Consider the following 13,005-nt stretch of genomic DNA (forward strand, 5'->3'; position numbering starts at 1 on the left):
TCTCCCTTAGCATCATTTAGTTAAGTCTTTAAGGTAATCGGCTTAAAGAGACTCTTAGCACTTGTCTACTCGAAGGGGTTACTATCCGAGTAAGGTCATGCGTTCAGAACATCCCGCCGCCGGCGCCGATTGTTTGACCGGTGATCCATCGGGCTTGATCTGATACCAAGAAGCCGACAATGTCAGCGATGTCTTCCGGCGTACCGACGCGTGCCAGAAGTGTTTGGGCAATCTCTCCGTCGATAACCGCTTGTCCGGCAGCGATCAGAGCCGGCGTAAGGGTAGCGCCGGGAAGGACGCTGTTGACGGTAATTCCCCGAGCGCCTACTTCATGAGCGAGCACTCGAACAAGATGGTCAGTAGCGGCTTTACTCGCTGCGTAAACGCCAGTTCCCGGACGAGGGATGATTGTCAGTCCAGCAGAGATAGCGACTATCCGCCCTCCATCCGGAAGTCGGATGGCCGCTTCTTTGAGGGCAATGAAGCTCCCGCGTGTGTTGGTAGCAAACATTTCATCGAACTGTTCATCCGTCGTGCCGACAATGGTGCCGTGTTTCACATTCGCAGCGTTGAGCACCACGATATCCACGTGTCCAAATTATTTCTCGGCTAAATCAAACAGTCCTCGCATTTGCGCGGAGTCGGAGATGTCAGCCCCCACAGCGATAGCCTTACCACCGCTTTGTACGATGCATTGCACGACCTCTTCGGCGTCTTGACGGGCACTGGGGTAGTAGTTGACTACCACGTTGACACCGTCCTTACTAAGACGCTCGGCGATAGCCCTACCAATCCCACCCGACGCTCCGGTCACCAACGCTACTTTGCCCTGAAGAGATAATCTGTCCATGTAAATTCCTCCCTCCTTAATTTCTAGACTTAATTGAAAAAATTGGGGTTAACTTATCTAAGCTCCCGAGGCTTACCGGAACGCACGAATATTATAAGCTGCCCTACTATGATGCCGGCTTTCGATACGCTGTGACTGACAAAATACGTTTAGATCATGCTTAGAATAAATTGTTCCGCCCCGGTACAAGTACTACTTTACATCGATACTTACCGCATGATAAACACTATATCAATGTACATTAACACTAAATCTATATATAATGGTCGCTGAAGCTTGATCAAACATGGAGGGTTTTCATGGAACTGCGACAATTGCGCTATTTTATGAAGGTAGCCGAGACCTTACACTTCGGACGCGCGGCCGAGCAATTGCATATGGCCCAACAACCGCTCAGTTATCAAATAAAGAGGCTTGAGGATGAGATAGGCGTTGAACTGTTGAAGCGAACGACCCGTACGGTCGCGCTAACGTCCGCTGGCGAGGCGCTGCTGGCCGATGTTCAGGCCGGTCTTGGGCGAATTGACCGAGGGGTGGAAATAGCGCAACGAATCGCGCGCGGTGAAGGCGGCAAGTTGATTATTGGTTACTCAAGTTACAGTTTATATAGCGTTCTGCCACCGATTGTGCGCCAGTTTCGAGAACGGTTCCCGCATTTTGAGATCGTGCTTCTCGAGTTGGTTTCTCCTGAATTGGAGCTTAAGGTTCTAAACGAAGACGTGGACATTGGCTTCTTGATGTTCCCCGGCGCCAAAATGTCTGGATTAGCGTATGAAACGATCTATCAGGAGCCAGCCGCGATCGCGCTCCCCAAGAATCATCCCCTAGCCGAGCGACAATCACTTTCGCTCCGGGAACTAGAAAACGAGAAGTTCGTGATGTACTCACGCAGCGCAAATCGCATGATCTTCGACGATTTCATTTCGTTATGCCATTTGGCTGGATTTAGCCCCGTCATTAATCAAGAGGCGGCAACCGAGTCTGCTATCATTAGTCTTGTGGCAGCCGGAGTTGGGGTGTCTCTAGTAGCGAGCAGCATTAGCAGAGTTCGACCGGATGAAGTCGCCTATCGGCGACTTATCGATCCCCCGCTGATCTCGGAGGCGGCAGTGCTATGGAAGGAGGAAAAACAACTACCGATTTTGCAAGAAATACGTCAGATCGCGCGCGAAGTAACACAAAGAGAAGGTTCTGATTAAAGTAAAAGTCCACCAGGTTTTTGATTCACTGGGTGGACTTTTATTGTCTTGCGCAATTTATGTTTGCTATTTGACAGGCACCTCTTGAGCGCCTCTTGAAATTTCCGCCTACGTGAACCCAGCAGCCCAATTACGTAATGTCGTTTACTATTGTTATAGCCCTTTAGCCATCCGTTTACCTTGAATCAGCCAGCTCATTTGCTGCATTAACCTCCCTCTATGAGCAAACGCTTTTCTCAGGATTTCTCGCTTATTCTCAAGAATGCGGCATTCTCAAAAACACATTAACCATGAGCAGTTGGATTGGTTATCAAGGTGAGGGGAACTTTGGAGACGGGAAAAGCGCAAAGCAACCTCTCCTTAGACCACCTGCTTTAAAAAGTGGTTACTTAGGAAAGATATAGTCGCACTTTTGGATCTCCACAAGGTCTCATGGTGGTGACCCTCCCATGTCTCACAGAATCTTCGCTCCCACATTCCTTCATTCAACCTATCCATGAGGTGGAGGTCAGATATGCTGCCCGCCAGGATCTACGTCCGTATGTTAGTTAGCTCCGACTCATCCGTGCTTCTGCTGTTGTCATGGTTTATTTCGTTTAATGCCCGTTCGTAACTTAAGCGGCAATCGGTTCACTTGCAAATCGAGGGATATCAGCCAGCATCCTGTCCTCGTAGAATGCATGGCCTTTCTTCAAGATGCCAAACAGAATACGGATCAACTTGTTGCATAACGCAATGAGCGACTGCATTTTCTTAAGCGGATTTTCTGGTCTTGTCGTGTAGTATTCATGCAAGGCCTTAAAGGCTGGGTTCTTCGCCACGAGCGGTATGACTACCCGGAACAGCAAGGCTCGAAGCCCCTTCCTGCCGCGCTTTGTGATCTTCGTCTGGCCTTTGTGCTTGCCGGACGTATTCTCACGCAAGTTTAGACCGGCCAGCTTGCTGATCTGTCTGGGATGCCGGTACTGCTGAATGTCGCCGACTTCTGCGAGAAATCCAATCGCCGTATCGCGACCAATCCCTTTCATGGCCAAAAGCTGCTTGCTGCTTGGAATTTGCTCCAGGAGCTCATCCATTCTTGCATGCAACTCGGTGAACTGCTCCTGAAGAAATTCGTACTGCGTAAGCAGCAGCTGCAGTTCCATCTTGGCCAGTTCTTTGCCTTGCTCAATGCCTACAGAACAGCGAGCCGCCTCTTTAAACCGGTGGATCCGGCTCAATCCGGCGCCGCGCTTCGCTACCTGTCTCATATGTTCAAGGAGATACTCATCCGATACATGGACAATTTCACCCGGCAGAAGTTTGAGCTTAAGAAGCTGTATCGCCGACTTGCATTCCCAATCTTTGAACACCGTCAAAAACTCCGGGAAATAGCGGTCCAGCCAGTTATGCATGCGCCCTTGCACCACACGCAGGTCAGTCGACAGATGGTCGCGAATCTTCGTCGCCTCTCGCAGTTCGGCGTAAACGCCCTGCGGCAGGCTGGGTACGGCATACCGCCCGTCTTTGACCAGTTGGGCAATGACGCGTGCATCCTTGACGTCATTCTTCGTCGGTGAATTGTCGTCGAGTTCTTTGGTCCGCTTCACATGCAACGGATTTACCACACCACACGTAATATCTTACTGCTTCAAATGATGAACGAGATTCAACCAGTAATGGCCTGTCGGTTCCATACCGATGATGACGTCATTATATCCTTGCTCAGCCATGAGCTTGCGAAACCACGAATTGAATCTTTCGAATCCATCTAACGTGTTCTCAAAGGTTACCGGCTTCCCAACTTCGACTCCCCGGAAGTCCTGGGCACGAGCCACGTGCTTGAACTTTGCAATGTCCACCCCGACGATTAGAGTCGTAGATGTGATTTGAGTTATTCGCTCGTTTTGGGTAGAATTCATGTTGTAGTCTCCTTGGTTTTGTTTTTGGATCCGTTCGCTGGCCAGCTACCGGGATCCCTAAACAATCTTACCAAGGAGTCTTTTTCTTTCTCAAACCTGATATTTTTACATTATAGGAATGCTGCCCGTTAGCATTCCTGTAGATGGATTAATTTCGTCTTTGAAAAAAGAAAAGCGCCTCGGTACGATGGGAGTACGCAACGGGTCATAGCCCTTAAAATCCCATCATCCAGGAGGACGCTCTACTATGAAGTTTAAATCGCAGGACAAACAAAATCAACTCATTGAAAAAATTACCGCTCACCATCTGGTCGTCGGTATCGACATCGCTCAGCAAACCCATGTGGCACGGGCTGTTAACTTTCGAGGAATCGCACTTGGTCATCCCCTTTCCTTCTCCAATGACGAAGAAGGCTTTCAAACTCTTTTTCGATGGATCCATTCACTACAAGCGACTCATAATCTAACTCCAGCCATTGTGGGCATGGAACCAACCGGTCATTACTGGCATAATCTCGCTAACTGGCTCTCCAATCATCAAGTTGAAGTTGTTCTCGTTAACCCTCATCTAGTGAAAAAGAATAAGGAAAACCGCGACAACACCCCTTCCAAGAGCGACAAAAAGGATGCGCTCGCATTGCGGACATGGTCAAAAACGGCTACTACTCGTTCATCCGAAACACGCCGGAAGCCTTTGAAGAATTACGTGTTCATCTCTCAAACCGCGACTCTGTCGTGACGAGACTTGTCAGTGCCAAGAACCAAATCCATCGGTGGGTTGACGTTGTTTTCCCAGAGTTGCGACAAGTCTTCAAGAGCTTGATGTGCACGGGCTCGTTGGCTACTTTGCGTCTCTTTCCCTCGCCCGAGGATTTGAGTAAGCTGCAGCCCCAAGACGTCATAGCTGGCTGGAAAACCCTTATGAAACGGCATTCTGGTGAGCGCAGGGCTCGAGCTCTTATCTCGCTTGCTAGTCATTCTGTTGGATCTAAACAGGCTACGCCTGCTTACAAGCTTCACTTAAAGCAATTGCTTGATGAATATGACCTTGCTTGCCAGCAGCTAGCAACGGTAGAGACGGCGATCATCTCCGTCTTAGATCGGATTCCTTTTGCGAAATCCATGCTTGCTGTCAAAGGGATTAGCGCCATTTCACTGGCCGGTATTCTTGGTGAGGCAGGAGATCTAAGCGGCTTTGTTCATGGCAATGCCCTGTTGCGTCACGCCGGCCTCAACCTTGCGGAAGCAAGTTCAGGCAAATGGACCGGACAGATGAAAATCAGCAAACGCGGACGCTCTCGCCTCCGACGGTTTATCTTCATGATGGCCATGAGTTTAATAGCGAACAATCCGGAATTCAAAGCCATGCATGCATTCAATGTACAGGTGAAAAAGATGAAGAAAATGAGGTCACTTATGAAGCTGTGTGGTAAACTAGCTCGCATACTCGTTGGAATGGCTCGTAGCCGGGAAGCCTACAATCCTCATAAAACGATGCCTATTCAGCAAGCTGATAACCAGATTCTACCGTTTCGTTGCACGAATTTTGGCTTATTCGCGGGATTTCAAAGAAAGCACGGAGTACCGGATCCATTCAACCAAAGGGCACCGACCCGTACCGTTAGCAAGACCGGCCTCCACCCCTTGGACAGGCGTAACGAAGGAATGAGAGGGCATCGACCCGTTGAGACATGGGAGTGAAAACCTCCGGGGGCGGCGTGGAGAAGCGTGCAGTATATGGAAGGATATGGGTTATACACCCTCCCCCTCTATTTCCTCACGCCTTCATGATGTCCTGGTTTACTGCGGTGTCACCTTTACTATCTTTCTGTATTTCTGTCGAGGGTGAAATCCTGGGAATAAGCGAGCATTCGTGAGAAAACTAAATCGTACCGAGGGAGTTTAATGACTTGACTCATAATCTAGCATGGATTTCTTTTAGAAATTTGAAACAATATCTCTCCAATTGATATAACTCTTTGACGATTGTGATACATTGCTCTTTTTGCTTTATTTCGCTTTGACGCGGTTCTTCATACGGATACATCTCTTTCAAGATTTTGTATCTTGAAGCCACTTCGCTGTATATATTTATCCCTTCATCAATCATTTGTTCATTTAAACCTGTAATTCTTCCTTTCAATTGCGTAAGAAACTTCACCGCATGGCTTCTTGCTTCATACAAAATCTCTAAAAAGAGGCTGAAAAAATATTTATCTACAGCCTCGCTTTCCAATGCATTCAACCATTTTTCGTAGGCCTTTGAACCGACGTAATAAGTTTTTTCTGACCACATATAACTTCCTTGTTCGTTTAGTCGAATAACAAATCCAAGTGCATTTTTAAGAGTAGTTAATTCATCTACTGGTTCGATTGGAGTAGCCCAATGTAAAGAAATCAAACCACTTTCCGAGTTAACCGTCTGGTTGGTTGATTTCCGATAATTTTCGCAATCAATACATGGACATTGACTTAAGCCTAGTGAGTTCCAAGGAATAACGTCTTCACTGTTCTCATATCCAGAATGCCATGTTCGCGTATAATAACCGACATCATCATAAGCATAAATCACTGATGTTTGATTCCCAATATCTATATTTTTTGCGAAAACTGGTTGCTTTGAGGTAATGGCTTGTTTTGCCTTCTCCCATGCTTCTGCCTGCAAGTTAATAAAATCTTTACTTTCTGCATAAACATGCAGACCATCTATCTCTAATCCAATATTACGTACAAGATCAAAAACCTCTGGTTCAGGTGGTCCTCCATTGGGTTCCACTAGGTTTTCATCAAGTACATTCAAGAAGGAAAGCCCTGTCATGCCATATATCCATGATGTTGTCAAAGGGATCTGATAATAATCAGCAACTGATTTAATCGCACCGACTAAAGAAGCATCAATTCCACTAAACTTATAGTTTTCTAATTGTACTTTATTGATATTAATTCCAATATTATCTGACATTACGCACCCCCTATTTTCTGGTTAATTTCCCCAAATGACATTGAAAATCCTTTATTAGACTAAAACATATTTTGTGTTGGTCTTGGTCGTTGAAGTGCCCTTGTTTTCTGAGCTAAACTCCCGTTCAATGAAAAAGCAACCGAACTAAGACGGCTGCTTCCGTGTTTTATTTATCTCTTACCTGACTGAAAGCTCCGTGGGCAATAGCTGCTTGTATCGTTCGTATCCAGCATTTTATCCACATCCGCCTCCTGCATCACAGTGCCATCGGGCCGGGGCGAGCAACACATGGCCGCTGTCGACGAGGACGATCCCTCCCGGATATTGAAACAGGCTGTCTGTTTTACGGACGCCGCAATATGCAGCCTTACTTTCCAGCGTTAGCTCTCCTTGATGCACAATCAGCTTGAACACATTTGTACCTAATCCCGGCTCGCCGTATATATTTCTTCCCGTAACGGCCACGTTCTTCAAGTCTAGTCGCTCCTTGGCAAAATAAAAAATCCGCGGAAACCGCGGATCTTCATGTACCTCTGTTCTTGTCCTCCAACACGTCTCATACAGGATTTTCCGGCCATATCAGCTAATCCTTCTTGTGCCGTAGTCTGTCGGCGGACTCATCAATGTCGGATACCGATCCGGTGTTCGTTTCGTCCGACAGCTTCTCGTTCGAGTAGAAGCCCGTTCGTTCATGCACCTCCAGATCCTCATATAATGTATCCTGATTACCGTCCGTTTCTGGAATTTTGCGGGTCATAAAGATGGCCTCCTCCCTAATGCTTAGTTGACGTGTGCAGCTTGAGCTCCTGCTCGAAACTCTCCTTAAGAGAATCATTGCTGGCTTGAATCATCAAGTGAATTTCATCCCATTCGCCCATCATTCGGCGTATCGATATTAAATCGTCCGCATTGGCATAATTGCTAATGTCATTCAACATGGCGAGCACCAATGTTTCTCTGGCTAGAATAAAGCCCTCATCCGCCCCGGAATTCAGTCGATATTGTCGGTAATAACGTTTGAAACGTTCCATGAGTGTTTCGTTTAATCCCGTGGATAACAAAGCGGCAGCTTGTCCCTCCGTCTCGTCGGCCCGGAAGGAAGTATCATCTGGCGGAAGCATTAACCACCCTCCTTTATTTACAGTTGCAAATCGTTTACTAATATATGTTATAAAAGTTCAAATTATACAATCATACATCTTTTTCAGCCGGTTCCATACAAAACTGCTTACCTAAAAATGGTCATGAGCAAGCATTATTATTGATGAGTTATTCTTATGGTATAGTGTCATATTGCCGTTAACCTCAAAGGCGAAGGCTATGTAGTCGTTAGGATTGATATAGCTTTCGAACTCTTCATCATTACTTACATTTGCGACTTACGGCGGGTTTTTTATTTTATTCAATCCTGCCGATACTCGAGAATATCTCCAGGCTGGCAATCGAGTGCTTTGCAGATCGCTTCGAGTGTTGAGATTCGAATGGCTTTCGCTTTTCCGTTTTTAAGTATCGACAGGTTCGCCATTGTAATGCCGACTTTCTCCGATAGCTCAGTAACGCTCATTTTCCGCTTTGCAAGCATGACGTCAATGTTAACCACTATCATACGGTCAACTCCTGTTCTTCTTTGAGCTCGATCGCGTTTTTGAGCAGTTTCTCAAGAACTGCGGCAAATACTGCGATTACGACTGGCGCACAGGTTATAAATAGCCCGATGACCATGACGCCTGGTGCGTCTGCGCCGTCAGCTACAAAGTAGAAAAGCGGGAGGTTACATGCAAACATGAGTGATACGACAACCGCCGCTCGCTTTATTTTCTTAAGCGCTAAAACAGAGGTTTGCGAAAAAGCGGTATTTGTATCGATGTACCTGAGAAGCTTAAATGCCTGAAGTAGCGTAAATGAATACGCAATAGACGCCACATACGCAGCCAAAGCGGAAAGATAAACTTTAATATCCGGGAAATCCGGCATCATACTATGCGCCATCGCTGGGAGTCCATAAAAACACATCACTAATGCAGGAATTGCCATAACAACCAGAACAACTTTTAAAAAGAGCGTCTCTTTTTTCATCTATTTCACCTCATTTTTGATTTTATCACTTCATTTATCGTTTTACAATAAAAATGTATTGATACCTTCGTTTGAGCCCAACAAGTTATTTATAAAGAAGAAGCCATACGGCTTATTTGTTCCTCCTTCAAATTTGATCCGAGATACGGACATATTTATGAACCCACTAATTGAAGTTATTCGCAAAAATGATTAAACTATCCTGCCCATTCGTATTAGCGTAACCTCCTGTTAGCCGCAAAAGCCGTCCGCCATCAATCGCTTCACGCGACCGACAACGAACGGCTCTACCTCATTATTTTCCCTATTTTGCGTATTCGCTAGAACCGGTACAACCGCCGGTCCTCCGCCTCGCGCACCCACACCTGCATGAAGCCCGCTTCGCGGTTGTCCCATGCATAGTACGGCACAAGCACGCACGGCTTGCCTTCGCTCTCCCTGCCGTGCAACACTGTCACGCCGCCAAGCAGCTCGCCGCGATGCTCCGCCGCGAACGGCTCCTGCGCGGACAGGGCGAAGCCGTCATAGTCCAGCCCGGCATTGTCGGCCTGTTCGGCGCAGTACACGACCGGACCGCGCTGAATCGCGATCCGGCCGCGGTTCGCTTCAACCTCCGAGCGGGAACGCACCGTCTCCACCGGCATATCGAGCGCAAGCTCAATCGTATCGCCCGGCGTCCAGTGCCGGTTCAGCACGATGTAGCCTTTCTCCGCCAGCGCCTCTGTGCCGGTGACATGCTCGCCCTGCGCGGAAACCCGATAGCCTCTGCACCAGCCCGGCAGGCGGAGCCGCACCGTGAAATTGCCCGCCTGCTCCGGGGATACGGTCAGCACAATGCGGCCGTCCCACGGATACGCCGTGGACTGAACCATCTCCACCTTTGCGCCGTTTGCCGCTACCACTGTTGCCGTGCTGCTCATATACTGATTGACCGTGATGCCATCCTCTGCTACGGCATACGCGTACTGGCCGATGGACGGCAGGAAACGGGCCAAATTCGTCGGACAGCAGGACGTGTGAAACCAGTCGACGCGATGATGCTCCCCCTTCGAAGCGAGCGGGTTCACGTAGAAGAACTTGTCGCCGGACAGCGAGATGCCCGACAAGGCGCCGTTGTACATCTCCCGCTCCACAAGATCGGCATATTTCCCGTCGCCGTGCAGCAGGTTCATCCGGTGATTCCAGAATGCCATCGCGATCGCGGCGCAGGTCTCGCAATACGCCGATTCGTTCGGCAGGTCATAATCATGCGTGAAGCCTTCGTTATGCACGGAAGGTCCGATTCCCCCCGTCACATACATATTGCGTTCCACCGTATGTGCCCACACCCGGTCCAGCGCATCCATGTAAGCCGAATCGCCGGAGGCCAAGACTACGTCTGCCATGGCGGTATACAGATACATCGCGCGGACCGCATGTCCCTTCACTTCCTGGATGTCGCGCACCGGAACGTCGTCCTGGCAGTAAGCCGGACCCCAGTCCGGCTTATCCCAGATCGCTCCGACGCCGTGGCCGTGGCCCCGCTCTTCGAGCAGCCACAGCGCCAGCTTCCAGTAGCGCTCCTCGCCCGTGGCGCGGAACAGCTTCACGAGCGCGAGCTCGATCTCTTCGTGCCCCTCCGCCCAGTGGCGCTTGCCGGGGCCGAATATCGTGTCGTAATGGTCGGCCATACGGCAGGCCACATCCAGCAGCTCGCACTTGCCGGTTGCTTCGTAATACGCGACTGCCGCCTCGATAAGATGGCCGCCGTTGTACATCTCGTGCTTCTCCATATCCGTCCACTTGAGCGCCGGCGCTTCCAGCGTGTAATACGTAGAGAGATATCCGTCCTCTTCCTGCGCGGCGGCAATCAGCGCAATAATCCGGTCGATCTCCGCTTCCAGCTCGGCATCGCGCTCCGTCATGAGGGCGTACGCCGCACCTTCCAGCACCTTGTATACGTCGGAATCGTTATAGTACATACCCTCGAATTTGCCTTCGATGAGCCCGCCTGCCAGCGCGAAATTCGCGATCCGGTTCGTCTCCTCGCACTTGGTGAGGCATACCTTGATCGTGACGTTCTTCAGCACTTCGAGCCGCGGGCGCCAGAACGCATCGTCAATGACGACCTTGGAGAACGGCACGCCCTGCCAGCCCTTCACCGGATTTCCTACCTTCGACATGCGCATAACCCTCCCTGATTCATTCGCCTTGCCCTAACCTCTACTACCCTTTCAACCCTGTAAGCGTAATCCCTTCCAGGAAATAGCGCTGTCCGACGAGAAATACGACGACGCAGGGCAGAACGACGGCCGCCGATGCCGCCATAAGCAGATCCCACTGGGCGGTGTAACTGCCTTGGAACATCTGCAGACCGAGCGCAAGCGTGAAGCGGCTGTCGCTCTTCAAGTAAATAAGCGGCCCCATGAAATCATTCCACGAGCCGAGGAACGTAAACAGCGCGACGACGATGACCGCGGAGCGGCTGAGCGGCAGCAGAATGCGCCAGTAAATTTGAAAATAATTCGCTCCGTCCACGAACGCCGCCTCGTCGAAATCGCGCGGAATCGTTAAGTAGAACTGGCGCAGCAGGAAGATATTGAAGATGCCTCCGCCGAAATACGCCGGGACGATCAGCGGATAGAATGTATCGTAGAAGCCGATCGTCTTCCAGCCGAGGAAGCTTGGAATGAGCGTCACGGCGCCAGGCAGCATCATCGCGGACATGAGCACTGCGAAGACCGCGTCGCGCCCCTTCCAGCGGATGCGCGAGAAGCCGAACGCGGCGACAGTGCTCGAGACGACCGTGCCGAGCAGGACGCCGGCGACGATAATGAACGTGTTGGTGAAGAACGTGCCGAACGGTAAGACCGTCAGCGCTTCCTTGAAGTTCTCGAGATGGAACGGCCTCGGAATCCATTCCGGCGGCATGATGAAGATTTGGGACAGATCCATGACGGAGCTGCGCAGCAGCCACACGAACGGCACGATGAACATCACGGATACGATCAGCAGGGCAATATAGCCCCCCGTAAGCTTAAGCCTGGACTCTCTCATGCTTTATCCCCCTCGTAATAGACCCAGGACTTCGAGGTTTTGAATACGATAAACGTAAAGATCAAAATGATAACGAACAACACCCATGCCAGCGCCGAAGCGTAGCCCATTTCCGTATCCCGGAACGCGGTGCGCCACAGATAAAACACGAAGAACAAACTCTTGTTGTTCGGGCCGCCCTGCGTCAGGATGTACGCTTCGCTGAATACCTGGAAGGAGCCGATGATCGTCATGATCGTGTTGAAGAAAATCGTCGGCGTCACCATTGGAATCGTAATATGCCGCAGCTTGTGCATCCAGCCGCCGCCGTCGACGTCGATGGCTTCGTAATATTGCTTCGGAATGCCCGAAAGTCCCGCCAGGAAAATGATGACGGTGCCGCCGATGCCCCACAGCGTGGTGAGCACGATCGACGGAATGACGCTGGCTTCGCCGAACAACCAGTCGCTCGTCGGCAGATGCAGCTTCTGGAGCACCGTATTGACGAGGCCGAGATCCGGATTCAGCAGCCACAGCCAGATCATCGAAGACGCCACCGCCGGCACAATGCTCGGAAGATAGATAATGGTCCGGAACACGGACCGTCCCTTAACGTTCATATTCAGCAAAAGCGCTAGGAAGAACGAGATAATAATGACCGCAGGCACGCGTAGAATGACAAAGTAGAACGTCGTGCTGAGCGATTGGTAGAACAGCTCGTCCCCGCCCGAGAACAGCTTCGCGTAATTGTCGAATCCGATAAATGCCGTCTTCGCCTTGAAGACGTTGTAATCCGTCAAGCTGAGATAGAAGCTTGCGACCATAGGTCCGAACGTAAAAATCAAGAAGCCCAAAATCGCCGGCGACGTGAACAGCAAGCCGTAGAAGAGCGCCTTGCGCTCCCTTGCCGAGCTTTTCTTCCTGGCCGGTTTCATCTGCAAAGCCGGAACCTCCATGCCGATCCCTCCTGTCGTTAAAGCAAAGGACGGCGTCCTTAGGCAA

Annotated in this window: 10 protein-coding genes and 3 pseudogenes; 2 read left to right on the forward strand and 11 right to left on the reverse strand. The window is 50.0% G+C overall.

Annotation, left to right across the window (positions count from 1 at the left end; all coding sequences use genetic code 11):
* Window positions 1-103 precede the first annotated feature (103 nt).
* Window positions 104-850: pseudogene (locus KXU80_RS28095) on the reverse strand (SDR family oxidoreductase).
* Between the two features lie 299 nt (window positions 851-1,149).
* Between KXU80_RS28095 and KXU80_RS15260 the strand changes: the two are divergent.
* On the forward strand, window positions 1,150-2,049 hold the full coding sequence (locus tag KXU80_RS15260; protein ID WP_219834124.1) for a LysR family transcriptional regulator: 900 nt from the start codon (window positions 1,150-1,152) through the stop codon (window positions 2,047-2,049).
* Between the two features lie 614 nt (window positions 2,050-2,663).
* Here the strand turns inward: KXU80_RS15260 and KXU80_RS15265 are convergent.
* Window positions 2,664-3,950 (reverse strand): annotated as a pseudogene (locus KXU80_RS15265) (IS110 family transposase).
* 247 nt (window positions 3,951-4,197) lie between these two features.
* Here KXU80_RS15265 and KXU80_RS15270 point away from each other — a divergent pair.
* Window positions 4,198-5,459, forward strand: a pseudogene (locus KXU80_RS15270) (IS110 family transposase); the annotation flags it as partial.
* Window positions 5,460-5,865: 406 nt separating this feature from the next.
* On the opposite strand, the gene KXU80_RS15275 reads toward KXU80_RS15270, so the two are convergent.
* The 9 genes from KXU80_RS15275 to KXU80_RS15315 form a co-directional block, all read right to left on the reverse strand.
* Window positions 5,866-6,912 (reverse strand): hypothetical protein, encoded by a 1,047-nt coding sequence (locus KXU80_RS15275; RefSeq protein ID WP_219834125.1) that lies wholly within the window; start codon window positions 6,910-6,912, stop codon window positions 5,866-5,868.
* A 234-nt stretch (window positions 6,913-7,146) separates the two neighbouring features.
* Complete coding sequence (locus KXU80_RS15280) at window positions 7,147-7,386, reverse strand: hypothetical protein (protein WP_219834126.1); 240 nt, start codon at window positions 7,384-7,386, stop codon at window positions 7,147-7,149.
* Window positions 7,387-7,495: 109 nt separating this feature from the next.
* On the reverse strand, window positions 7,496-7,669 hold the full coding sequence (locus KXU80_RS15285) for a hypothetical protein (RefSeq protein WP_219834127.1): 174 nt from the start codon (window positions 7,667-7,669) through the stop codon (window positions 7,496-7,498).
* A 16-nt stretch (window positions 7,670-7,685) separates the two neighbouring features.
* The gene (locus KXU80_RS15290; protein ID WP_219834128.1) at window positions 7,686-8,033 is read right to left on the reverse strand and encodes a hypothetical protein; all 348 of its coding nucleotides are present in this window, start codon (window positions 8,031-8,033) and stop codon (window positions 7,686-7,688) included.
* A 281-nt stretch (window positions 8,034-8,314) separates the two neighbouring features.
* Window positions 8,315-8,518: a helix-turn-helix domain-containing protein gene (locus KXU80_RS15295; protein WP_113035934.1), complete on the reverse strand. Its 204-nt coding sequence runs from the start codon at window positions 8,516-8,518 to the stop codon at window positions 8,315-8,317.
* Window positions 8,515-8,988 (reverse strand): DUF2975 domain-containing protein, encoded by a 474-nt coding sequence (locus KXU80_RS15300; protein WP_219834129.1) that lies wholly within the window; start codon window positions 8,986-8,988, stop codon window positions 8,515-8,517. The genes KXU80_RS15295 and KXU80_RS15300 overlap by 4 nt, the downstream gene beginning before the upstream one ends.
* 320 nt (window positions 8,989-9,308) lie before the next feature.
* Window positions 9,309-11,150, reverse strand: a complete 1,842-nt coding sequence (locus KXU80_RS15305) for a glycoside hydrolase family 127 protein (protein ID WP_219834130.1) — start codon at window positions 11,148-11,150, stop codon at window positions 9,309-9,311.
* Window positions 11,151-11,193: 43 nt separating this feature from the next.
* The gene (locus tag KXU80_RS15310; protein WP_219834131.1) at window positions 11,194-12,024 is read right to left on the reverse strand and encodes a carbohydrate ABC transporter permease; all 831 of its coding nucleotides are present in this window, start codon (window positions 12,022-12,024) and stop codon (window positions 11,194-11,196) included.
* Complete coding sequence (locus KXU80_RS15315) at window positions 12,021-12,938, reverse strand: carbohydrate ABC transporter permease (protein WP_258171463.1); 918 nt, start codon at window positions 12,936-12,938, stop codon at window positions 12,021-12,023. Before KXU80_RS15315 ends, KXU80_RS15310 begins: the two co-directional genes overlap by 4 nt.
* Window positions 12,939-13,005: the final 67 nt, after the last annotated feature.

The organism is Paenibacillus sp. R14(2021) (assembly GCF_019431355.1).
In the GTDB taxonomy this organism is placed as follows: Bacteria; Bacillota; Bacilli; order Paenibacillales; family Paenibacillaceae; genus Paenibacillus_Z.